Here is a 21,978-nt window from a genome sequence, read left to right on the forward strand (position 1 = left end):
CGCTCCACCGAGCGCGAGCAGGACCACGAAAGGCGCACCACCCTCATGCAGACCAGCCCCGCCGCACCCCGGCAGGCGACCCGACCGAGCGCTCCGGCCGGCCTCGACCCGGCCGGCCTCGACCCGGCAGGCCCGGAGCCGGTCACCCCCGTTCCCCCGCAGAACGGCCGCCGCTTCGGGCTGCCGACCGCCACCGCCCTGGTGATGGGCAACATCATCGGCGGTGGCATCTTCATGATCCCGGCCGCGGTGGCGCCGTTCGGGACGGTCAGCCTGCTCGCCTTCGTCGTCCTCACCGTGGGGGCGATCGCCCTCGCCCTGGTCTTCGGGCAGCTGGCCCGCCGCAACCCGCGCACCGGCGGGCCGTACGTCTACGCCCGGGAGGCCTTCGGGGACTTCGCCGGCTTCCTGTCGGCCTGGTCGTACTGGATCACCACCTGGGTCAGCAACGCCGCCCTCGCGGTGGCCGCCGTCGGCTACCTGGACGTACTGGTGCCGCTGCACCACGACATCGCGCTGGAGATCACCGCCGCGCTGGCCTTCCAGTGGCTGCCCGCGCTGGCCAACCTGGCCGGCACCCGGTTCGTCGGCGCCGTCCAACTCGTCTCCACCGTCCTGAAGTTCATCCCCCTGCTGCTGGTCTCGGTGGGCGGGCTGTTCTTCTTCGACCCGAAGAACATCGGGCCCTTCGACGCCGGCGACCAGGGCTGGATGGGCGGCATGACGGCCGCCGCGGCGATCCTGCTGTTCAGCTACCTGGGCGTGGAGTCGGCCGCGATGAGCGCCGGGCAGGTCCGCGACCCGGAGCGCAACGTCGGCCGGGCCAGCGTGCTGGGCACCAGCGGCGCCGCCGTGGTCTACCTGCTGGGCACCCTCGCCGTCTTCGGCACCGTCGCGCACCAGCAACTGGTCAGCTCCAGCGCGCCGTTCTCGGACGCCATGAACGGCATGTTCGGCGGCACCTGGGGCGGCACGGTGATCGCCGTCGCCGCGCTGATCTCGATGACCGGCGCACTCAACGGCTGGACCCTGCTCGCCGCCCAGGCGCCGTACGCGGCCGCCAAGGACGGGCTGTTCCCGGCCGCCTTCGGCCGGGAGAAGCGCGGTGTGCCGACCTTCGGCGTGATCGTCAGCGTCGCCCTCGCCTCGGTGCTGACCATCGCCAACTTCGCCAGCGGCGCCAAGGGCGCGTTCAACATGCTGGTGCTGGTCACCACCTTCACCGCGGTGGTGCCCTACCTGCTCTCCACCGCCGCCCAGTTGTACTGGCTGGTCCGCGGCGCCACCGACAAGGTCAACGGCCCGCACCTGGTGCGCGACGCCGTCCTCGGCCTCGGCGCCTTCGCCTTCTCGCTCTGGCTGCTGGCCGGCGCCGGCTACGCCGCCGTCTACCAGGGCGTGCTGTTCCTGTTCGCCGGCGTCCTGGTGTACGTCTGGCTGGCCGGGCGCCGCCGCTAGCGCCGCCGCTGGGGCGTGTCTTTCCCCGAAGGGTGCTCCGGGGGAGGCACCGGCGTGGTGGTGGTGGTGGTGGTGATCGTCGGCTCGGGAAGCCGGGTGGGTGAGGCCGAGAGCGAGCAACTCGGCGACGGCGCGGCGGCGGGAGTGGAGACCTTTGGGGTCGGTTGTACCGGCGCCGGCGCCGCCGGGTGCGAGCCGCCTCCGCCCCCGTTCGCCGAGGGGCCGAGGAGATTGCCCGCCGCCGCGACCGCGCCGCCACAGGCGAGCAGCACCGCGGCCAGTACGGACAGTCCGACGGAGGCACGGGACGCCCGGGGCGCCGTGGTACGCGGGTCGGTGGCCATGCTCAGTCCACGTATTCCTGGGCGACCTGGACGTACTCGAAGCCCTTGACGTCGGTGGCGATCTGCATCCGGCCGGTTTGCGAAGAGGCGATCAGGGTGTTGAGCAGACCGGAGATCGCCCCGCTCAGCGCCGACTCGGTGTCCGAACCGTCGGCGATGAACAGCGCTTTGGTCGCCACCTCCTGCAGCACGCCGCGCTCGGCAGCGCCGAAGCCGTAGGCGATCACGTGCGGGTAGCGCGGCCGGCTCGGGTCCACCAGCTCGCGAAAGGACGCCCGCCAGTTCGCGTCGGTCGGACCGCCGTCGGTCAGGAAGAAGATCGTCGGCCGCAGCACGCTGTGGTGCTGCGCCCGCAGGCTGCTGACATCCTCTTCGATGCACTGCCGCAGCCGGTCGAAGGTCTTGCCGTAGTCCGTGCGCCCGCCGCAGATCACCTCGGGCATGCTCGGCACCTGTTCCATGTCCGACATCGGGATCACCACGTGCACGTCGGTGGAGAAGGCGACCACGCTGACCCGGGCGAACTCCGAGACGCGCGGATTCGTCGCCAGGTTGTAGTGCAGACGCGAGAGGGTCGCGTTGAGCACTGCCTCGTGCGGCTTCATCGACGAGGATGCGTCGATCACCACGTAGGTGGGCAGGCAGAGTGACATGTGTGCACCCCTGAGCTAGTGGTTGGAGGCGATGATGATGACGATCAGCAGGGTCACGACGAAGACGAGCGCCCCGATCCAACCGGCGAACCGAGTGGTCGCGGGCTCCTGCTTCTTCTCGGCGGTGCCCGTGCCGACGGAAGGCTTCGGGGTCGTGCGCGGCTCGGGCTGCTCGGGCTGCTCGGTCGTGCTCGGCGCGGGCGACGGGATCGGGGACGGCACGGGCAGCGGAGCCAACGGGGGCGGCGAGGTACGGGTCGGACGTGGCACGGCCCTGAGGTAGGGCCCGTTGTTCAGCGCCTGGTTCAACTGGGCGGCCGCGGGCCGCCGCTCGCGCTCGGTGGCGAGCAGCATGTCGAGCAGCACCTCGGAGAGGGCGGGCTGGTCCGGCCAGGGCGACAGGGAGACGCTGTGGAAGGCGCGCGCGTCGCGCTGGCCGGTCAGGCATTTGGCGACGAGCAGGCCGAGCCGGTAGCGGTCGGTGTACTGGTCCGCGTCGGAGCCCGGCGGCGTGAGCGGGTCGGCCCAGTTCGGCTGGTGGAGGTCGGGCATCTTCTTCGGCTGACAGCCGTCGACGTCGATCAGGTAGACGGAACGCCCGCCCGGGCTCCAGAAGGCGTTGGAGAACGACCAGTCCGAGTAGACCAGGCCCAGGCCCTCCAGGATCGCGGCGAGTTCCGTCAGCCGCCGGCAGGCCGCCAGTCGGCCCTCCAGGCCGGGGCGCGGCAGGCCGACGCCCCGGATCGAATCGTCGGACTTCGCCAGCCAGTCGATCTCGAGGAACCGGCGCTCGCTGAACTTGCCGCGCCGCAGCTCGGACCGGTAGTGCTCGGGCGCCATCGGGATCACGCACCCGACGGCCGGGTTGCCGGGCTCGTGGATCCGGGCCGCGGGCCAGCACGTCCCGGCGTACAGGGTCGCCCGCTCCGCCTCCGGCAGCGTGTCCGGGGCCGAGATCAACAGATCGATCCGGTGGGCGTCCTCCGGGTGCCGGTCCGGCCGGTAGAGCTTGGCCAGCCAGCCCGGATGGCAGATCAGCGGACGCACGGCGACGGCCTGGCCGTTGTGCTCGGAGATCGGCTCGGCGAGCGGTCCGAGATCGCTGAGGGCCACGGCCCTCGGCAACGCCCAGCCCCGCGGATCCACCGCCGGGACACCGTCGCCGGCGATCGGATGGAGGTCGGTCATGCTCCCCTGCCGTTCCACACCACGACGGCGGTGCGATCGTCGAGGCACTGCGGCGCGTCGAAGCCGACGTCGGCGGTGAACCGGGTGGCCGGGACCGGCGAGCGCCAGGCGTTCGCGAAGTACTCGTTGACGTTGGCCGCCCGGTCCGCCCACGCGTCGCCGATCCCGTCCGTGACCAGGGCGAGCGCGGCACCGGCCGGCAGGGTGAGGTAACGCTCCACGGCCAGGTGCGGCGTGTCCGGCAGTCGGCCGGCGACCTCGTTCGAGACCACCGCGGCCGCGCGATCCTTGGCCTCGCCGGCGGAGAACTGCCACTGCGGGACGCGCGGGTCGAGCGTCCAGGCCGAACTGTCGCCGAGCCACCCGACCCACGCCTGCGCCACGCCGTTCGCGTCCGGCTCGGCGATCACCGCCGTGATCAGCACGGTGGCCAGGTCCGAGGTGCCGACGCCGCGTCCGGCCGCGTGAGCGGCGACCGATTCCGCGATCCGCCCGTACAACTCCTTGACGTCGAGCCGGTCGAACCCGCCGGCCTCGATCTGCTCGCGCAGCAGGGTGACGGCCTGGCTGGAGGCCGCGGTGGCCCCGGTGTCGGACCACACCGCGCTGGACAGGCCGTCGGCCACGGCCACGATCGCGTACCGGCTGTCCCGGCTCCGCCCGATCCGGTAGGAGTCCTGTCGCGGCCCGGCGGGCTGGCCACAGCGGTGGCCGGGCCCCACCACGGAGGCCGCGCGGATGACGAGGGCACCTACGGTGGCTTCGTCGGCGGCGATCCCGTTCTGCACCGTGCGCTCCGGCAGCAGCCAGGGGTAGCCCTGTGCACGCGCGCCTTCACCGAAGCGGGGAACACTCAGGTCGGTCGGCCGCTCGCGCAGGAACGGCCGGGGCCTCCCGGGCTGGGCCGTCGGCGCCACCGGTCCTGCGACATAGCGGCAGGCCGGCGCCGTCGCGTCGGGCCGGGGCGCCCGTTCGAGCCGGCCCCCCTGCCCGGCCGGCGCCGCGGCGGCCTCCGACCCCAGCGCGGCCGCCGCGCCGACGACACCCACCGCCGCGAGGGCGAACACGTCCACCAGCCAGCCGTAGTGCCGGTGCGGCGTGCCGACCTCGATGAAGGCCCCGATGACGACGGCCACGAGCAGCGCCGCCCGCACCCAGCCGTCCGTCGGGCCGACCGTCGAATCGGCCGGCCGGCCGTCGCCCCCGCTCACGGCCGTTCCCCGGAATCGCGGGACCTCGGCCCCGACGCGAAGTGCTGGTTACCGTGCTGCACCGCGAACACCTCCCCCGAACCGGTGGCGGAGTTGACCTGGACCGCGACCTCCGGCTGTTGCGGGACCCGCAGCGATGCCAGGGCCATGACGTCCTGGGCGAGTGCCGGATTCCGGTCGAGCAGTTGGAACAGGGCCTGGGTCCAGTAGTCCACGACCTCGGCGTCGACCGCTCCCCTCGTGGCGGTCGATCGCCGCTCCAGCGCGGCGGACAGTTCCCTGCGGCGGTTGCCGTGGGCCCGGGCGATGACGCCGCTCATCAGTTGCTTCGCCTCGCTCCACAGATCGGTGCCCATCGCGGACACCAGAGCGGTGGCTCCGCTCGCGGCCAGCTCGGCGAGTTCCTGGTTCATCGGCGCTTCAGCCCCGTTCGTTGTAGCGGATGTGCTGGTCACCTCGGCCGACGGCGAAGACCGTGCCGTTCCCCGTGGCCCGGACGAGTTGCTCCACGGTCCGCGGCACGGCTTCCGCCGACCGCTCGTGGGAGCGGGTTTCCCCCGACCGCTCGTGGGAGCAGGATTCCCCCGGCCGCTCGCCGGAGCCGGCTTCCTGGCCGGAACCGCCGTGCGGCCCGACCGGACTGCCCGGATACCAGAGCCAGGCCCGTGCGGCGTACTCCTTGACCCGGACCTCGGCCGCGGTGAAGGCGCCGGCTTCGAGCTCCTCGTCGCCGTGCCCGACCGTCTCCTCGTAGTAGTGCTGCGAGAGGATCGCGGCCACCGGGGTACCGTCCGGACCGGCCAGGGCCGCGCGCCGCAGCGGGGGCGAGTCGAGCAGCCGGGCGAGCGCCTCGAACGGGGTGCCGGAGACGGTGCCGTCCGGATCGAGCCGCACCTCCCCCGCGTGCACCGCGGCCCGTACCCGCAGCCGGGTGTCCGGGCCGGCGTGCCGGTTGTGCTCGCGGATCCGCGAGCCCAGCTCCGGCAGCAGCGGGACCAGCAGTCGGGCCTTGGGCAACCCGGACGGGGCGACGAGCCGGCAGCCGTCGCCGGTGTCGACGTACGCGAAGTCCCGCCGGTCCAGCGCCGCGACGCCGAGGGCGCCGAACAGCGCGGACCGCAGCACACCGCGGATCTCCTGCAACCGCTGCTGACCGCGGCCCGCGGAACCCGCGATGTCGCACGCCAGCAGAGGTCGGTACTCGTACCTCGGATCCACATTCCCTCCGCGATCACGACGGGGCCGGCAGTTCGCACACCGATCTGCCGTCGGCCCCGAATTCCCGGTGCCGACACGATGGTTGACGAGATCGTAGGGGAGGGGTCCTCGGGTAGACCGGCTACTAATACGGCTTGTCCGGCTTCGGCCGGACAAGGAGAGGGGTGAGCGATGAGCAACACACGGATGCGCGGGGCAGAGGCCTACTGGCCGCCGACCGGGCTGCTCGGCCGGGTCGGCGAGACCGATCGCCGAGTCCTGCTGGGTCTCGGCCACGGCGTGGTCTACCCGGCCGGTCAGATCACCATCCGCGAGGCCGACACCTCGGACTTCGCGCTGCTCCTGATCGGCGGCACGGTGAAGGTCACCGCGCACGCACAGGACGGTCGGGACGCGCTGCTGGCCGTGCGGATGGCCGGGGACCTCGTCGGAGAGCTCGCCGGGATCGACGGTCAGCCACGCATCGGCACCGTGACCGCCTGCGGCCGGGTCCTGGCCCGCTACATCCTGCCCTCCGAACTGCTGGCGTGCACGAAGCAGCACCCCGCCATCGGGCTCGCACTCAACGCGAGCGTGGTGGCCAAGCTGCGCACGGCGACCGGCCGGATCGTCGACTTCACCGGTTGCGACGTGCTCGGGCGGCTGGCCAGGATCCTGCACCACCTCGCGGTCACCTACCGGCGCCCCGGCCTCAACGAGGCCCATCTCCCGCTGTCGCAGCCGGAGATGGCCACGCTGGTCGGCGCCGCGGAGTCGTCGATCCACAAGGCCCTGCGGGCCCTGCGGGAGTCGGGCGCCGTCGTCACGGGCTACCGCAGGATCACCATCCTCGACCTGGATCACCTCGCCCGGATCGCCGCCGACGCCGAACCGACCGGCTCGCCGACGATCCCACCGAGCCGGTAGCGGCGACTGGTTCCGGCGATCCCACCGAGCCGGTAGCGGCGACTGGTTCCGGCGATCTCACCAAACAGGTAAAAGCGACGGGTTCCGATGACGGGTCGGCGCCAGCATGACCGAGTGCCGGGACCCGAACCTTGGAGAGGACCGGGGAAGCAGATGCCAGAGAACAACGGTGCTCTGGGCGGTTCCGCACGAATCCGGGCGGGCGACGTGTCCGGGACGATGATCGTCGGCGACCGGAACACCGTGACCAACCTGAACATCACCGCCGAGAACGGTTCGAGCGTCACCCTGAACGCGGGGCCGCCGCCCACTCCGGTCAAGCGTCAGCCGATCTCCCACCTGCCGCGCTCCGGCGCCGATCCGCTGATCGGCCGGGAGCAGGACCTTCGAGTCCTGCAACGGGAGCTCGGGACACATCAGTTGGTGCAGATCTGGGGCGCCCCCGGGGTCGGCAAGAGTGCGCTGCTGCGCCACCTCGCCCGCAGCATGCCGCGCGGGCCCGAAGGCGTGGCCCACATCGAAGCCGGCAGACGGACGGCCGACGACCTCGCGCAGGCGATCTTCGACATCAGCTTCGACGCGCCGAACTACAAACCGTCGCTGGAGGTGTTGAAGGAGCACCTGAAAACCCTGCGGCTGCGGATCTACCTGGACGACGCGGGGCTCGACGAGAAGGACCTGCACCGGCTCTTCGACATGGCCGGGCACTCCACCTTCGTCTTCACCTCACAGCACCGGTCGTCGGTCAGCGGCGTACGCGCGATCCATCTCGACGGACTGACGGACTCGGCAGGGGTGCACCTCGTACAGACGGTACTGGCCCGCCAGTTGCGGCCCGAGGAAGCGCGGACCGTGGCGGCGCTGTGCGACGCCGTGCACGGCAATCCGCTCCGGCTGCGGCGCATCGCCCTGTCAGCCGCGACCGGCAAGGGCCTGCCGGGCATCGCCGACCTCCCCGCACTGCTCCCCGCGCTGCTCAACCGGCTCCAGCCGGCCGAGCGTGACCTGCTGCACCTGCTCGGCTCGCTGTCCGGCGCCGAGTTGGCGGCCCGGCAGCTCAACGCGCTGCTCGGCCGGACGGACGGCGACGCGCTCGCCGACCGCCTGGTGCGGCACGGTCTGCTGACCGCCTCGGAAACCGGCTACGGGTGTCCACCGGACGTCGCCGAGTGCGTGCTGAGGAGCCGGATGACGCAGTTCCCCGCCGACAGACTCTGCCGGGCGCTCACCGCGTGGGTCGAGTCGCGGGAGACCACCCCGGACCAGGTCGCGGCCCACTTCCAGGCCCTGGACGTCGCGGTGATGGGAGCGGAGCGGAGCGGACACGCACGCCTCGGCACGGCGCTGGCCCGTGCCGCCTCGCCGAAACTGGCGCTGTCCCGGCAGTTCGACGCGTGGGGCAGCCTCCTCGGGGCCGGCTGGGCCGCCGCGAAGAGCGCGGGGGACAGCGCGGGCGAGGAGTTCTTCCTGCGCGAGGCGCGCACCCGGCGAAGGGCGATCGGCCGGGCGGCACTGACGACGGCCCTGGTACTGGAGGCGGGGGTGCTCTGGCAGGAACTCGCCGCCCTGCAAGCGCACTCGGTGGCCCACCAGGCCGCCACGGCGGCGATCACCGCCGCACCGCCGATCGTGCCTCTTGCGCCGGTCGTGCCTCTTGCGCCGGTTGCTCCGGTCACGCCGATCGCCCCGGTTGCTCCGGTCACGCCGGTCACGCCGGCACCGACCGCGGTCGCCCCGCCGCCGGTCGCCCATCCGGTGGTCAGCCCCCCGACGGTCACCCACCCGGCCCTCGCCCCCACCGCTCCGGCGCCCGTGCACGCGCCGACTCCACCGCAGGTGATCGACCTGTCCCAGGCCGCCCAACAGCCCCCACCCACCGGCCACGTGGCCGGTGCGCACTCCCCCTCGCACGCCCTGCCACACAAGATCGACCTCTCAGCCGCCCACTCGTCAGCCGCCCACTCGACGCACGCCGCGAGCGCCACCACCACGGCCGGCACCGGCCACACGGCGGTCGCCACCGCCGCTGCGGCCACCGCCAAGGGAGGAACAGCCCTCGCCGTCGCCTGTGTCGTCGGCTTCACAGGCGTCATCGGCGTGGGTGCCATGGTCTACACCCAGAACCAGTCGGACCGAACTCCGGCGGCCCAGGCCACCTACCCATCGGTCCCGCCTCCGCGGGTCTACACCCCCGCCCCGCCGCCGCCTCCGCGGGTCTACACCCCCGCCCCGCCGCCCCCGCCTCCGGTCGTCACACCGGACCCCGTCGATCCCGTGTGCGCAACGGTGGTGCCGGAATTGGGACAGGAGAACCAGCAGCACAACGCCGACCTGCCCACCGTGCACAGCGCCGTCGAGTCGTACAACAACGCCGTGAACGCGCACAACTCAGGACGGACCTCCGCCGTTCCCGACGACAGCGCGATGAACTCCCGCATCGACATCATCCTCAAAGACCTGCGCGCCAGCGAGTCCACGTCGCGGGGAGCCATCTCGCAAGCGCGGGACAGAGCCGTGGTAGCCGACCTCAAGGGCATACTGACCGCTCTCCAGCAGGAGGAGAGCCAGTTCCGCTCGTTTCGGAACAAGACCAGTAACAGCTACGACACAGCCGGCCAGGCTTCGGCATACAACTCGGCCTGGCAGAGTCTGGTGCTCCACTGCACAGCCTTTTGATCCGCCACGAATCCGACCAGGAAAGGACGACCATGCCTACGGAATCCACTCCCGGTGACATCCACGCCGGAGACGTCTCCGGCACCTTCATCGTGGGCGACAGCAACCACGTGACGAACACGACCACGCATCACCCCGAGCAGCCGCAACCCCGACCGCACCAGCACAACTCGGCCGAGGACCAGGCAGCCGTCTTCGCCGTGGAACACGGCACCATGCACGTCACCTACAACCACAACGACGACAACCACAACGACGAAGCCGCGCCCAAGGCGGAGGACTGAGAGAACGCGTCAGTCCCGATCGGCCAGCGACTCCAGGTCCTGGGCGTTCAGCGTCGCCGTCTTCAGCAGTTCCCTGATCAGGTTGACGCTGAGCGTCGAGCCGACCGGCTCGCCGACCTCGTCGCGCGTCAGGCCGCGCACGCCCCGCCGGCGAAGCCGTTCGCGCACGTCCTCGACGGTGTTGGCGACCGACTTGTGGGTCCAGAACTTGGTCGTGTGGGGCGAGGCGTTGACCAGCCGGGCCGTGTCCTCCCAGGCCAGCGGGAGCGGGAAGGCGTCCTGGCCCTCCAGGTAGCGCCGGGCGAGCGCGGTCAGCACCAGCCGTTCCTGCAGGGAGAGCACGTAGACCGTGTCGGGAGCCGCGGTCTCGGCGCTGCTCGTGGAACGGGGGTGCAGGTCGTCCCCGTCCACGACACGGGCCTCCACCAGGTGGGAGCGCCGCTTGGACGAGTTGATCACCAGCGGGGTGTAGCCGGGCCCGATGATCCGCTTGTGGCCGGTGAGCATCAGCACGCCGTCGGGCAGCTCGATCGGCAGATTGCCGGTATTGACCAGCCACCAGTCGCCGTCCGGGCCGGCGCAGGTGAAGACGCCGTGCCGACGGCTGACGATCGGGTCGTCGACACCGACCGGTACGTGCACGTCCTCGCGGTCGCGCCCGAACAGCAAGGTGTACCGGCGCGGCGGCACGGCGTACCCGCCTTCCGGGCCGAGCACGAAGATCGTCCCGGGTGGCGCCGAGGGCACCCGGTCGGAAGGACTGCCCGGCGGCAGCACCTGGGGTGGGAAGTCTCCGTACGCCATCTCACATACCTCCGCCTCGGCTCGCGCCAGTGTACGAGCGCGCCGGGAGGACCAGTCCCCCTGCGGGCATGCCTGCGCCGAGCTTGCGGAACCCTCAACTCTGTTTGCTCTGAATGAACTTGCTCGATAGCCTGCCCGCCGTGAGCATGATCAGTCGGCGAACTGCCGCGATCGACAGCATGGTCGCCGAACCACTCGGTCCAGGCGATCCGCAGGAGATCGGCAGCTTCAGCACCATCGGGCTGCTCGGCACCGGCGGTATGGGCGAGGTCTACCTCGGCGTCTCGGACAGGGGCTACGCCGCCGTCAAGCTCGTCCGGCCGCGGCTGGTCTCCAGCGAGCGCTTCGAACGAGAGGTCGGCATCCTCTACCGCGTGCCGTACGGAGTCGGACCCCGGGTACTGGCGAGCGACGCCACTCCGGAACGCCCCTGGTTCGCCACCGAGTACGTCCCCGGGCTCACGGTGGACGAGGCGGTCCGGCTGCACGGCCCGCTGCCCGCCGAGGCGCTGTGGCTCCTGCTGACCGAGACAGCCGCTCAGCTGCGGGCCGTACACGCGTCCGAGATCGCGCACCGCGACATCAAGCCCGCCAACGTCATGCTGGTGCGCGGCGGCGTGAAGCTGATCGACTTCGGCATCGCGCGCGCCGCGGACCAGGCGAGGCTCACCAGGAGCGGTGGCGGTTACGGGACGCAGGGCTTCTCGGCCCCGGAACAGCAGGCCGGGGACGAGGACGTGGCGGCGCCCGCGGACGTCTACTCGCTCGCGGCACTCCTGCTCTACGCCGCCTCGGCCCGCACGCCCAGCGCCGTCCCCGACCTGCGGCCGCTGCGCGCCGTGGACGCCGACCTCGCCGCCCTCCTCGAGCCCTGTCTCGCCACCGACCCCGGAGCCCGCCCCACCGCCGACGAGCTCGTCCTGGCGACCCGCACGCACCGGCCCGCCACTCCCCCGTCCTGGCCGTCCGAGGTCACGTCACACATCGAGTCGCGACGTGCCTTCGCCGAAACGCCGATCGGCAAGCTGGAGACCGTCCCGCCACCGGATGCGACCACTGACCGGAAGTCCGACGTCGGGACCGCACCCCTCGCACCACCCCGCCGCCCGCGCAAGCACCTGTTCCTGCTACCGATCGCCGCGGCGATCGCCCTCGGCGCGGTCGCGGTGTTCGTCCTCAGCCCGTTCACCTCCCCGCCGGACCACACGTCGCAGGCGTCCGGCGGCGCGCCGCTCACCGTCGCGTCCGTGGCCGGGACGCCCCACGGGCCCTCCGCGAGCCCGAGCGCCTCGGTCGCCGCCACCGCCCAACCCTCTCCCCCGCCGTCGACCGCCCCGGCCGGCACCACGCGGACACCCTCCCCGAGCCTGCAGCCCTCGACCTCCGCCACCGCCACCGCCAAGCCCGCTACCCTCCCCCCGGCCACCCCACCGAGCACGGCCCCCGCCGCCCCCTCGGCGACCGCCCCCAGCCCCACCTCGTCATCGATCGGCGGCATCAACGGCAGCGACGACCCGGCACAGGTCAAGGGCTCCGAGGCGGACACCAGTTGGTTCGGCAACGACGCCGCCTGCTCCGCCTGGCTGGACGACAACGGCTCCGGCTCACTCGCGGGCGTGCTCAACACCTCCCTGAACCAAACCTGCGTCGCCGAGCTCGCCCGCAGCGACGGCTTCACCTACACCTTCCGCGCCTCCTGGGGCGCCGCGAAGACGAGCTTCGTCCCGGACATCGGCTACACGATGTGGATCTGCGTCCGGAACGCGAACAACCCGTCAGGCGAGCAGTGCTCCGCACGCTTCGGCATGAACGGCACCACCCCGGTCCGCCGGTGAAACGGGTCGCCGGAACGACTGCGGCCCAGACATCGACGGCATCAACGGCAACTGGGTCGACGGTGTGTAGGCCGTTCGACGAAATCGCGTGGAGGCTTCCGAACGAGCGGAGCGGTGAGCGATCGGTAAGCGATCGGTAAGACGCCCCTGCCTACATTCGATGTACACACCCGCTGGGGGGGGACGGCCGGGTCCGCGCAGGGGACGGACCCGGCCGCGGGTGTGTACCGTCCGTGGACCAACCGCGCCGTCCGTAGGCCGCCCGAACCGTCCGTGGGTCATCCGAACCGTCCGCGGACCGCCCGAACCGTCCGTGGACCAGCCGCGGCGCCTCAGCCGTCGTGCGACAGCGCGTCCGCGTCGCCGTTCGCCGGGCCCTCGCCCAGCTCCCGGGCCTCACGCCGCACCCGTTCGGCGGGCCCGGCCAGCCCCGCCGCCTCGTACGCGCGCCCGAGCGCCCGCAGCGCCTCGGCGAGGAACGACCGCCAGCCGCGGGCCCGCCAGAGCAGGACGGACTCCTCCAGGTGCGCGACGGCCGCGTCGTGCTGCCCCGCCGCGAGGTCCAACTCGCCCAGGATGCCCAGGGCTTGGGCGAGGTGGTGGCCCAACTCGAAGCGCCGCGCGATGGCCAGCGCCGCCTCCGCCGTCTGCCGCGCCCGGTCGTCGCCGGTCTTCGCGTGGAGCGTGGCCAGGTAGAGCAGGGAGAACGCCTCGGCGTAGCTGTCGCCGAGCGAGCGGGCCATCGCGAGCGAGTTCATGAGCAGGTCGCACCCGCGCCCGACGTCGCCCGCGCGGCCGTGGGCGGCGCCGAGGAACTGGATCGCGGTGGCCTCGAAGCGGACGTTGCCGATCATGCGCGCCAGGCGCAGCGTCTCGGTGAGGTGCTCGATGGTGCGGCCGAGGTCGGTCTCGCCGTGGGCGACGGCGATGATCTGGTGCGCCTTGGCCACTCCGCCGGGGTGGTCGTGGCCGGCGGCGAGGTCCAGGGCGCGGCGGGCGGTGTCGAGGGCCTCGCGCGCGCGGCCCTGGGCGACCAGGCTCCAGGCGAGCAGGACGAGGGCGTCGGCGGCGCCGCGCGGTTCGCCCACCTGCTCGAACAGGTCGAGAAGCTGCCGCGCGCGGCCGTCCAGCGCGACCATCGCCTGGGTCCCGTCGGCGGGGGTCGCCCAGGTGGTCACCTCGATGAGGCCGCGGGTGAGCACGGCCGTGCCGACGACGTCACCGGCCGCCTTGCAGACCTGGAGGACGGCGAGGTTGGTGGTGCGCCAGTCGTCGTAGAGGCCGCGGACGTCGCAGTACCTCTCCTGGCAGGCGGCAAGGTCCCAGGCGGTCGGGACGAGGCGCAGCGCGGCGGCCTGCCGGGCGCACGCGTTGAGCGCGGGCTGCTCCACGTCGAACCAGGCCATCGGGTCGTCGAGCAGCCGCGCCGCGGGGCCGTCCGGCAGCGGGCGGCGTGGGGCGGCGCTGTGGATCGCGGCGAAGCAGGGCCCTGGCACCTGGTCGCCGGCCTGTTCGGCGAGCCAGAGCCAGGCGCCGAAGGCCCGTTCGAGGGCATCGGCGCGATCGGCGGGGCCGTCGGTGGCGTGGGCGTGCTCACGGGCGTAGAGCCGGACGAGGTCGTGGAAGCGGTAGCGAAGGTGGGGCTCGGTGCCGGTCTCCTGGAGGAGCTGGGCGTCGATGAGCTCCTCCAGCTGCCGCTCGGCCTCTTCCAAGGGGATGTCTGCGAGCGCGGCGGCGGCCCAGGGGGCGAAGTCGGGTGCGTCGAGCAGGCCGAGCAGGCGGAAGGTGCGGCGGGTCGACTCCGGCAGCCGGGTGTAGCCGACGGCGAAGCCCGCCCGCACGGCGAGGTCGCCGGCCGCGAGCTCGTCGAGGCGGCGGCGCTCGTCGCACAGCAGCTCGGCGAGGCGGGCGAGGCTCCAGCGCGGGCGGGCGGCCAGGCGGGCGCCGGCGATGCGGACGGCGAGCGGCATGCCGCCGCAGAGGTCGGCGATCTGCCCGGCGGCGACGGGTTCGGCGGCGACCCGGGCGTCGCCGACGATGTGGCGCAGCAGCGTCTCGGCGTGGGCGGCGTCGAACCCGCCGAGGTCGATGAGCCGGGCACCGGGCAGGGCGGTGAGGGTGGCGCGGCTGGTGACGAGCGCGGCTGCTCCGGACTGCGCCGGGCTGCCGGGGAGCAGGGACCGGAGCTGGCCCTCCCCCGCGGCGTTGTCCAGGACGACGAGCACGCGGCGGTCGGCGAGCAGGGTGCGGTAGAGGGCCGCGCGTTCGTCGAGGGACTCGGGGATCTCCCGGGCGTCGGCGCCGAGGGCGCGCAGGAAGGCGGCGAGCACGCGGGCCGGGTCGGCCGGTTCGTCGTCGGCGCCGCGCAGGTCCGCGTAGAGGCGGCCGTCGGGGTAGTCGGCGGCGGCGCGGTGGGCGGCGTGGACGGCGAGGGCGGTCTTGCCGATCCCGCCCATGCCCGAGACCACCGGTACGCGGCCGTCGGAGAGGGCGGCGAGGACGAGCCGCAGGTGCTCCTCGCGGCCGGTGAAGTCCGGGAGGTCGGGCGGGAGTTGGCTCGGCGCGTGGGCCGGTCGGGCGCCGTCGTGATCGCGGGCCAGCAGCGCGAGGAAGACGCTCTGGACCTGCTCGCCCGGCTCGATCCCGAGCTCCTGGGCCAGCCGCCGTCGCAGCGCCTGGAAGCGGCGCAGCGCCTCGGCGGGGCGGCCGTCGGCGGCGAGCAGTTCGAGGAGGGCGGCCTGCACGGGCTCGTCGAAGGGGTGCTCCTCGGCGAGCGCCGTCACGGCCGGCAGGGCGCAGCGGGGGTCGGCGGTCCGGGCGAGGGTGAGGGCGGTGGTGCGGACGGTCTCCTCGACCGCCGTCAGCAGCGGGTCCTCGCGGTTGAGCCGGTCCAGCCCGGCCAGCACCGGGCCGCGCCGCAGGTCGAGCGCGGCGGCCGGCTCCCCGTCGGCGGCCAGCCGCCGGAAGCGCCCGAGGTCGACGGCCTCAGGGCGGACGGCCAGCCGGTAGCCCTCGGCGTCGGATTCCAGCACGACCGTGCCGTCCCCGAACGTCCCGAGCCACCCGCGCAGCCGGGACACCCCGGTGTGCACGGCGCCCCGGCCGACCCGGTCGGTCTGCCCGGCCCACACGAGCTCCAGCAGCCGCGCGGCCGACAGCCGCTCGCTCTCGGCGAGCAGCAGCGCGCCCAGCAGCCCGCGCAGCACCGTCGCCCGGGGCAACGCCTGCGGCTCCGAGTCCACGGCCACCGCCAGCGGACCCAGCACCCCGAACGTCATCCCCATCGGTTCCAGCCCCTCACGCTCACCACTCGAACAGGCCGCTCCCCGCACACGTGATCATGACAGCGGTGCGGACACCGAGCAACGGCCCCGCGCAACGGTATCGGGCTGACCGGTTCACCGACACGTCCAGCGGTACAGCCGCCCAGCGGCCGGGAGGGCCCGCCGCGCGAGCCCGCCCAGCTCTTCAGGAACCCGAGGACCGAGCCTCCGTCATCGCACGGGTGCGCCGACCGAACCGAACGAGCCAGATGGACCTGGTCCGATGACTCGGATGCCCCAGCCGGCGGGCGGCGCTTCGGGGTCGGACCTACGGTGCGGTGCGAGGGGGTTACCTGAGCGAGAGGTGTCGACTGGCATGGCTGGGAAGTTCGAGCTGTACACGGACGAGAGCGGGATGCACCGGTTCCGGCTCAAGGCGAGCAATGGGTCCGTCGTGGTGACCGGCGACCCGCACGAGAGCAAGGACGACTGCCTGAGGAGCATCGAGTCGATCCGCAAGCTCGCGCCGTACGCGGAGCTCAAGGAGACGGCCGGCTCGGCCTGAGGCGACGCCGGGTGGAGGACGCGGGTCGGCGGTGCAAATCGCCGACCCGCGTTCGCTTGTACGACAGATCCCTTTGGCCGGGTGCACGCCGGGCGCGGACACAACACAGGCATGCGCGTCGCCATCGTCACCGAATCCTTTCCTCCCGAGGTCAACGGAGTCGCCCACAGCGTGCTGCGGACGGCCGAGCACCTGCTCCGTCGGGGCCACCGGCCCCTCGTCGTCACCCCCGCGCCGGCGCGGGGCGCCCAGTGCCCGCCGCAGACCTTCGGCACCGGCGCCGAGGCGGAGCGGATCCCCGTGGTGCACATCCCGTCGATGCCGCTGCCCGGGTACCCCCAGGTGCGGATCGCGCTGCCCAGCCGGCAACTGGCGGCCGCGCTCGCCCGGCACCGGCCCGACATCGTCCACCTGGCCAGCCCGTTCGTGCTGGGCGCGCGCGGAGCGCAGGTCGCGGCCCGGCTCGGGGTGCCCGCCGTCGCCGTCTACCAGACCGACCTCGCCGGGTACGCCCACGCCTACCGGGCCGGGCGGGGGCTCGGGGAGGCCGCCGCCTGGCGGCGGATCCGGGCCGTGCACCGGGCCGCCGCCCGCACCCTGGCGCCCTCCACCCCCGCCGCGCAGGACCTCACCGCGCACGGGGTGCCCAGGGTCCAGCTGTGGCCGCGCGGGGTGGACTCGGTGCGCTTCCACCCCCGGCACCGCGACGAGGCCCTGCACCGGGCGCTCGCCCCCGGCGGGGAGGTGCTGGTCGGGTACGTCGGGCGGCTGGCACCCGAGAAGCGGGTCGACCTGCTGGCCGCCGCCTCCGCCCTGCCCGGGGTGCGGGTGGTGGTCGTCGGGGACGGCCCCTCGGCGCCCGGGCTCAAGGCCTCGATGCCCGGCGCGGTGTTCCTCGGCCGCCGCACCGGCGAGGAACTGGCGCGATGTTTCGCGACCCTGGACGTGTTCGTCCACACCGGCCCGCTGGAGACCTTCTGCCAGACCATCCAGGAGGCGATGGCCAGCGGCGTGCCCGTGATCGGACCGGCCGCCGGCGGCCCGCTCGATCTGGTCGCCCACCACCGCACCGGGCTGCTGGTGCCGCCCCGGGACGGCGCGGCGGTCGCCCGGGCGGTCGCCGAGCTGGCCGCCGACCCGGCCCGGCGGGCCTCGTACGGGCGGGCCGGGCGGGCCGAGGTCACCGCCCGGACCTGGGAGGCGGTCGGGGACCTGCTGCTGCGGCACTACGCCGAGGTGCTCGCGGAGCACCGGGGGGTGGCGGGGGCGGCGGGAACCTCCGGCGCTCAGGCTGCTGCTGTTGCTGTTGCTCCTGCTGTTGCTCCTGCTGTTGCTCCCGCGAACGCCACATCGACCGCCACCGCCACCACCGCCACACCGGCCGCGACCGCCACCACCACCGCCACACCGGCCGCGACCGCCACACCGACGGCGACCGCCACCGCCGAGCCGGAGGTGCCGGTCCTGCCGGAGGAGCTGCCGGCATGACGCCCCCACCTCGCAGCGGGCCGCTGACGATCGTGCGGCTCGCCAACTTCGTCACCCCGGTCTCCGGCGGCCTGCGCACCGCGCTGCGCCACCTGGGTGCCGGGTACCGGGCGGCCGGGCACCGGCCGGTGCTGATCGTGCCCGGCGAGCGGCGCTCCGAGGAGGACACCGAGCAGGGCCTGGTGGTCACCCTCCCCGGCCCCGTGCTGCCGGCCAGCGGCGGCTACCGGCTGCTCACCGACCGGCGGGCGGTGGCCGCCGAACTGACCCGGCTCAGCCCCGACCGGCTGGAGGTCTCCGACCGTACGACCCTGCGCTGGAGCGGCAGTTGGGCCCGGCGGCACGGCGTCCGCTCGGTGATGGTCTCGCACGAGAGCGCCACCGGGCTGCTGGGCACCTGGGGCGTACCCCGCCCGCTGGCCGCCGCGGCCGCCGACCGGCTCAACGCGGCGACCGCCCGCGCCTACGACTCGGTGCTCTGCACCACCGACTGGGCGGCGGCCGAGTTCCGCCGCATCGGCGTGCCCAACCTGGTCCGGGCGCCGCTCGGGGTGGACCTGACGGCGATGCGCCCGTTGCCGGCGGACGTACGGGCGGTGGAACGGGCCCGGTACGCGGCGCCCGGGGACGTGCTGCTGGTGCTCTGCTCCCGGCTCTCGGCCGAGAAACGGCCCGAGCGGGCGATCGAGGCGCTGACCCGGCTGCGGGCGCGCGGGCTGCCCGCCGTCCTGGTGGTGGCCGGGACCGGCCCGCTGCGGGACCGGCTGGCCGCCCGGGCCGCGCGGCTGCGGCTGCCGGTGCGCTTCCTCGGCCACCTCGGCGGGCGCGCGGAACTGGCCGGGCTGCTGGGCAGCGCGGACGTCGTGCTGGCGCCCGGACCGGTGGAGACCTTCGGGCTGGCCGCGCTGGAGGCGCTGGCCTGCGGCACGCCGGTCGCGGTCAGCCGCTCCTCCGCGCTGCCCGGACTGGTCGGGCCCGCCGGGGTGGCCGCCGTCGACTCCGGGGCCGGATTCGCCGCCGCCGTAAGGGAGTTGCTGGGGCGGTCGGAGCCGGTGCGGCGGGCGGCCGCCCGGGCACAGGCCGAGCGGTACGGCTGGCCGGCGGCGGTGGCGGCCTTCCTGGCGGCGCACGGGGTACGGGGACCGGACACGGCGGGCGGGGCACGGGAGCCCGGTGCGGCGAGCGAGGCGCGGGGACCGGGTGTCGCGGGCGGGCTGCGGGGCTCGGGTGAACTTGAGGGCTCGGGCGCGTTTGCGGGCTCGGGCGCGTTTGGGGGCTCGAGCGCGCTTGGGGGCTCGGGCGCGAGCCCGGGCCGGGGCCCCGGTGGGGATGAGTGGAACTCCGGTGCACGGGAGGGGGGTTCGCGATGAGCGTGCTGGATGCCGGGCCCGACCGGGCCGCCGAGGACCGGCCGACCGCGGGCGAGCTGCTGCGCTTCGTCGCGCTCGGGGACTCGCTGACCGAGGGGATCGGAGACCAGGTCGGCGAGCGGTGGCGCGGCTGGGCCGCCGTCCTCGCCGGGTCGCTGGCGCCCGAGGGGCGGACCGTCGAGTTCACCAACCTGGCCTACAGCGGCGCCCAGACCGCCGACCTGACGAGCCGTCAGGTTCCGGCGGCACTGGCCCGGCGCCCCCAGCTGGCGGCCGTACTGGTCGGCGGGAACGACACCCTGCGGGCGGGCTTCGACATCCGGCGCACCACCCTGGAACTGGATGCCACCCTGGGCGAACTGTCCTGCCACGGCGCGGTGTTGCTCACCGCCTGCCTGCCCGACGCCGGCACCCTGCTGCGCCTCCCGGCACCGCTCGCCCGTCCGCTGGCCCGGCGGATGCGCGCGGTCAACACCGTGGTGCACGCCCTGACCGCGCGGCACCGGGCCGTACACCTGCACATCGCCGAACTTCCCTGGTGCGAACAGCGGCGACTGCTGAGCGTGGACCGCCTCCACCCCAGCGCCGAGGGGCACCACCTGATCGCCCGCCGGTTCCACGAACTGCTCGGCACGGCGGGGCACCCGCTCGGCCCACCGCCCGCCGTCGAACCCGCCGAACCCCCACCGGGCCGCGCCGCCGACCTCTGGTGGATGGCCACCCGGGGCACCCGCTGGGTCGCCGCCCGCAGCACCGACCTGCTGCCGGGCCTGCTGGCCCTGGCCGCGGTGGAGGGCGCCGCCCGGCTGCGCGGGTCGAGCGCGCGGCACGACGAACGGATGGTCTGGGCCACGGCCCAGGCCCTGGCCTCGCTGGGGTGACGGCACCGCGCGGGGCGCGGCTCTGCCGAGCGGCGAGGGCGGGATCACCGGGAGCGGGTATCCGCGCAGGAGTTCGGGGGGAACCATGAGCCCGGCGGGGATGTCGTCCCCGGGGAACGCTGTGGCGGAAGGAGCCTGGGTGGAAGCGTCGGGCAAGACGGGACGGGGGATCCTGGCGGCGGCCGGGGTGCTGTTCCCGGACGGGCAGGCGGCCCCGGACGGGCAACCGTTCCCGGACGGGCAGCCGTTCCCGGACGGGCGGGGGCGAGTGCTGGTGGTGCGGCTGCCGTACGACCGGAAGCATCCGGTGGCGATCCCCGGCGGCGGGTGGGAGCCCGCCGACCGCTCGCCCCGGGAGACGGCGGAGCGGGAGATCGCCGAGGAGCTGGGCTTCACGCCCCGACTGGGGCCGCTGGCGTGCGTCGACTGGGCGATGTCCCCGACCCGTCCGCCGATCGTGGCGTACCTGTACTGGGCCGAGCCGCTGACGGCGGAACAGGTGGCGGCGATCCGGCCGGACGCCGCCGAGGTCGGCGGATGGGTGTGGCTGACGGCGGAGGAGGCGGGGCACGCCCTGCCGCCGCGGCTGTCCCGGCGGGTGACGGCCTGCCTGCGGGCGCCGCGGACGGCCGGGCCGCTGGAGCTGGAGGACAGCCTGCCGGTCGGGCACACCCTGCGGGCGCTACCCGCCGACGGGCCGGTACCCGAGTACACCGGGCTGGCCGCAGCGCCCGGGCTGGGGACCGCGCGCGGACTGGGGACCGCGCCCGGGCTGGGGGCGGAGTCGGCCCTGAGGTCCAGCGGGCCACCGACGGCCGAGCCGCCGACGACCGAGCCGCCGATGGACCGGGACACCTACTACGCCACCCGGCCGCGGATCCGGGCGAAGGCCCGGGCGCTGTTCACCGACGGTGACGGCCGGGTGCTGCTGGTGCGGCTACAGCCGTGGGACGGCCCGCGCGGGCGGGTGCCGTACTGGACGCTCCCGGGCGGCGGGGTCGAGGCCGCCCGGGAGACGCCCCGGATGGCGGCGCGGCGGGAGATCCGCGAGGAACTGGGCTGGGAGGTCGAGCCGGGGCCGCTGCTCGCGCTGGACTGGCAGCCCGGGGTGGTGGCCGACCCCGAGGCCGACCCGGCGACCGGCCGGGACACCGCCGTCCTGGTGTACGTCTACGACGGCGGCCAGGTGACGGCGGAACTGCTCGGTTCGATCACGCTCCAGGAGCAGGAGCTGGTGGAGTGGCGGCTCTGCGGTCCGGAGGAGGCCCGGGTCCTGCTGTCCGAGCCGTCCTGGAACCGGGTCGCCGCCGCGATCGCGGCCCGGGAACGGGCGGGCGGGCCGGTCGAGCTGGTGCGCGGACGGGCCGCCGGTCCGGGGGTTGAGAACCCTCGGACGGGTGAACACTGGGGGCATGCAGAACGCGATCACTGAGGTGCTGACCGGTCGGCGGGTCGAGGCCGTCAGCGGCGGAGCCCGGCTCGACCTGCGGCTCGACGGGCCGGTGACCGTACGGGTGGCGCACGAGTTCCGCTTCGCGGCGCCGTCCTTCGCGGCCCCGAAGGAGGTCGGGCACTTCTTCCCGGCGCTCACCGTCCGGCCGACGCCGCCCCTGCTGGCACTGGTCGGCCGGACGGTCGACACCGCCCGGATCACCCCGGCCGGCGGCCTGGAGCTGGGGTTCGCGGAGGGCGGCGCGCTGTCCGTCCCGCCGCACGCGCTGCTCGCACCGTGGAGCGTGCTGACCGCCGACGGCGCGGTGTGCGCGGGGCTGGCGGGCGGCGAGGTCCGGTGGACGGAGCCCGGCGGGGCGTGAGCCGCCGCCGGGGCCTGTTC

Annotated in this window: 18 protein-coding genes; 11 read left to right on the forward strand and 7 right to left on the reverse strand. The window is 74.1% G+C overall.

What is annotated here, in order from left to right; genetic code table 11:
* The first annotated feature begins 45 nt into the window (after positions 1 to 45).
* Positions 46 to 1,458 (forward strand): amino acid permease, encoded by a 1,413-nt coding sequence (locus tag ACZ47G_RS30565; RefSeq protein WP_465748399.1) that lies wholly within the window; start codon positions 46 to 48, stop codon positions 1,456 to 1,458.
* A gap of 346 nt (positions 1,459 to 1,804) precedes the next feature.
* Here ACZ47G_RS30565 and ACZ47G_RS30570 read toward each other — a convergent pair whose 3' ends face one another.
* From ACZ47G_RS30570 to ACZ47G_RS30590, 5 genes are read right to left on the reverse strand one after another with little or no spacing between them, the layout of a single operon-like run.
* On the reverse strand, positions 1,805 to 2,455 hold the full coding sequence (locus ACZ47G_RS30570) for a vWA domain-containing protein (protein ID WP_465748191.1): 651 nt from the start codon (positions 2,453 to 2,455) through the stop codon (positions 1,805 to 1,807).
* 15 nt (positions 2,456 to 2,470) lie between these two features.
* Positions 2,471 to 3,643 (reverse strand): hypothetical protein, encoded by a 1,173-nt coding sequence (locus ACZ47G_RS30575; protein WP_465748193.1) that lies wholly within the window; start codon positions 3,641 to 3,643, stop codon positions 2,471 to 2,473.
* Positions 3,640 to 4,854 (reverse strand): protein phosphatase 2C domain-containing protein, encoded by a 1,215-nt coding sequence (locus ACZ47G_RS30580; RefSeq protein WP_465748195.1) that lies wholly within the window; start codon positions 4,852 to 4,854, stop codon positions 3,640 to 3,642. The genes ACZ47G_RS30575 and ACZ47G_RS30580 overlap by 4 nt, the downstream gene beginning before the upstream one ends.
* Positions 4,851 to 5,267, reverse strand: a complete 417-nt coding sequence (locus tag ACZ47G_RS30585) for a hypothetical protein (RefSeq protein WP_465748197.1) — start codon at positions 5,265 to 5,267, stop codon at positions 4,851 to 4,853. Before ACZ47G_RS30585 ends, ACZ47G_RS30580 begins: the two co-directional genes overlap by 4 nt.
* A 7-nt stretch (positions 5,268 to 5,274) precedes the next feature.
* Positions 5,275 to 5,979 carry a hypothetical protein gene (locus tag ACZ47G_RS30590; RefSeq protein ID WP_465748199.1) on the reverse strand — a complete coding sequence of 235 codons (705 nt, stop codon included), beginning with the start codon at positions 5,977 to 5,979 and terminating at the stop codon, positions 5,275 to 5,277.
* A 264-nt stretch (positions 5,980 to 6,243) separates the two neighbouring features.
* Here ACZ47G_RS30590 and ACZ47G_RS30595 point away from each other — a divergent pair, with 264 nt between their 5' ends.
* The 3 genes from ACZ47G_RS30595 (at position 6,244) to ACZ47G_RS30605 (ending at position 9,938) form a co-directional block, all read left to right on the forward strand.
* Entirely contained in the window at positions 6,244 to 6,978 is a 735-nt protein-coding gene (locus tag ACZ47G_RS30595; protein ID WP_465748201.1) for a Crp/Fnr family transcriptional regulator, read from the forward strand.
* A 153-nt stretch (positions 6,979 to 7,131) separates the two neighbouring features.
* A complete protein-coding gene (locus tag ACZ47G_RS30600) occupies positions 7,132 to 9,654 on the forward strand; it encodes a hypothetical protein (protein ID WP_465748203.1) in 2,523 nt (840 codons plus the stop codon).
* A gap of 32 nt (positions 9,655 to 9,686) precedes the next feature.
* Entirely contained in the window at positions 9,687 to 9,938 is a 252-nt protein-coding gene (locus ACZ47G_RS30605) for a hypothetical protein (RefSeq protein WP_465748205.1), read from the forward strand.
* A gap of 9 nt (positions 9,939 to 9,947) precedes the next feature.
* Here ACZ47G_RS30605 and ACZ47G_RS30610 read toward each other — a convergent pair whose 3' ends face one another.
* Entirely contained in the window at positions 9,948 to 10,742 is a 795-nt protein-coding gene (locus ACZ47G_RS30610) for an FHA domain-containing protein (protein ID WP_465748207.1), read from the reverse strand.
* Positions 10,743 to 10,888: 146 nt separating this feature from the next.
* Between ACZ47G_RS30610 and ACZ47G_RS30615 the strand changes: the two genes are divergently transcribed.
* On the forward strand, positions 10,889 to 12,577 hold the full coding sequence (locus tag ACZ47G_RS30615; protein WP_465748401.1) for a serine/threonine-protein kinase: 1,689 nt from the start codon (positions 10,889 to 10,891) through the stop codon (positions 12,575 to 12,577).
* A 332-nt stretch (positions 12,578 to 12,909) separates the two neighbouring features.
* Here the strand turns inward: ACZ47G_RS30615 and ACZ47G_RS30620 are convergent, their stop codons facing one another.
* Complete coding sequence (locus ACZ47G_RS30620) at positions 12,910 to 15,861, reverse strand: ATP-binding protein (protein WP_465748209.1); 2,952 nt, start codon at positions 15,859 to 15,861, stop codon at positions 12,910 to 12,912.
* A gap of 355 nt (positions 15,862 to 16,216) precedes the next feature.
* Here ACZ47G_RS30620 and ACZ47G_RS30625 point away from each other — a divergent pair, with 355 nt between their 5' ends.
* From ACZ47G_RS30625 to ACZ47G_RS30650, 6 genes are all read left to right on the forward strand, one after another.
* Positions 16,217 to 16,405 (forward strand): YegP family protein, encoded by a 189-nt coding sequence (locus tag ACZ47G_RS30625; protein WP_188305239.1) that lies wholly within the window; start codon positions 16,217 to 16,219, stop codon positions 16,403 to 16,405.
* Positions 16,406 to 16,516: 111 nt separating this feature from the next.
* Positions 16,517 to 17,893: a glycosyltransferase family 4 protein gene (locus ACZ47G_RS30630; RefSeq protein ID WP_465748211.1), complete on the forward strand. Its 1,377-nt coding sequence runs from the start codon at positions 16,517 to 16,519 to the stop codon at positions 17,891 to 17,893.
* Positions 17,890 to 19,263 carry a glycosyltransferase gene (locus ACZ47G_RS30635; protein WP_465748213.1) on the forward strand — a complete coding sequence of 458 codons (1,374 nt, stop codon included), beginning with the start codon at positions 17,890 to 17,892 and terminating at the stop codon, positions 19,261 to 19,263. Before ACZ47G_RS30630 ends, ACZ47G_RS30635 begins: the two co-directional genes overlap by 4 nt.
* Positions 19,260 to 20,144, forward strand: a complete 885-nt coding sequence (locus tag ACZ47G_RS30640) for an SGNH/GDSL hydrolase family protein (RefSeq protein WP_465748215.1) — start codon at positions 19,260 to 19,262, stop codon at positions 20,142 to 20,144. The genes ACZ47G_RS30635 and ACZ47G_RS30640 overlap by 4 nt, the downstream gene beginning before the upstream one ends.
* Positions 20,145 to 20,283: 139 nt before the next feature.
* Positions 20,284 to 21,576, forward strand: coding sequence for an NUDIX hydrolase (locus tag ACZ47G_RS30645; RefSeq protein WP_465748217.1), 1,293 nt, complete (start codon positions 20,284 to 20,286; stop codon positions 21,574 to 21,576).
* Complete coding sequence (locus tag ACZ47G_RS30650) at positions 21,557 to 21,958, forward strand: DUF6188 family protein (RefSeq protein ID WP_465748219.1); 402 nt, start codon at positions 21,557 to 21,559, stop codon at positions 21,956 to 21,958. Before ACZ47G_RS30645 ends, ACZ47G_RS30650 begins: the two co-directional genes overlap by 20 nt.
* The last annotated feature ends 20 nt before the right edge of the window (positions 21,959 to 21,978 follow it).

The sequence above is a fragment of the Kitasatospora sp. NPDC030952 genome (genome assembly GCF_055571335.1).

What these genes read in the sequence shown, in the direction of transcription:
- ACZ47G_RS30605 (WP_465748205.1), top strand. Translation starts at nt 9,687, where the DNA reads ATGCCTACGGAATCCACTCCCGGTGACATCCACGCCGGAGACGTCTCC.
- ACZ47G_RS30585 (WP_465748197.1), bottom strand. Translation starts at nt 5,267, where the DNA reads ATGAACCAGGAACTCGCCGAGCTGGCCGCGAGCGGAGCCACCGCTCTG.
- ACZ47G_RS30615 (WP_465748401.1), top strand. Translation starts at nt 10,889, where the DNA reads ATGATCAGTCGGCGAACTGCCGCGATCGACAGCATGGTCGCCGAACCA.
- ACZ47G_RS30650 (WP_465748219.1), top strand. Translation starts at nt 21,557, where the DNA reads ATGCAGAACGCGATCACTGAGGTGCTGACCGGTCGGCGGGTCGAGGCC.
- ACZ47G_RS30565 (WP_465748399.1), top strand. Translation starts at nt 46, where the DNA reads ATGCAGACCAGCCCCGCCGCACCCCGGCAGGCGACCCGACCGAGCGCT.
- ACZ47G_RS30635 (WP_465748213.1), top strand. Translation starts at nt 17,890, where the DNA reads ATGACGCCCCCACCTCGCAGCGGGCCGCTGACGATCGTGCGGCTCGCC.
- ACZ47G_RS30570 (WP_465748191.1), bottom strand. Translation starts at nt 2,455, where the DNA reads ATGTCACTCTGCCTGCCCACCTACGTGGTGATCGACGCATCCTCGTCG.
- ACZ47G_RS30620 (WP_465748209.1), bottom strand. Translation starts at nt 15,861, where the DNA reads ATGGGGATGACGTTCGGGGTGCTGGGTCCGCTGGCGGTGGCCGTGGAC.
- ACZ47G_RS30630 (WP_465748211.1), top strand. Translation starts at nt 16,517, where the DNA reads ATGCGCGTCGCCATCGTCACCGAATCCTTTCCTCCCGAGGTCAACGGA.
- ACZ47G_RS30610 (WP_465748207.1), bottom strand. Translation starts at nt 10,742, where the DNA reads ATGGCGTACGGAGACTTCCCACCCCAGGTGCTGCCGCCGGGCAGTCCT.
- ACZ47G_RS30640 (WP_465748215.1), top strand. Translation starts at nt 19,260, where the DNA reads ATGAGCGTGCTGGATGCCGGGCCCGACCGGGCCGCCGAGGACCGGCCG.
- ACZ47G_RS30595 (WP_465748201.1), top strand. Translation starts at nt 6,244, where the DNA reads ATGAGCAACACACGGATGCGCGGGGCAGAGGCCTACTGGCCGCCGACC.
- ACZ47G_RS30625 (WP_188305239.1), top strand. Translation starts at nt 16,217, where the DNA reads ATGGCTGGGAAGTTCGAGCTGTACACGGACGAGAGCGGGATGCACCGG.
- ACZ47G_RS30600 (WP_465748203.1), top strand. Translation starts at nt 7,132, where the DNA reads ATGCCAGAGAACAACGGTGCTCTGGGCGGTTCCGCACGAATCCGGGCG.
- ACZ47G_RS30575 (WP_465748193.1), bottom strand. Translation starts at nt 3,643, where the DNA reads ATGACCGACCTCCATCCGATCGCCGGCGACGGTGTCCCGGCGGTGGAT.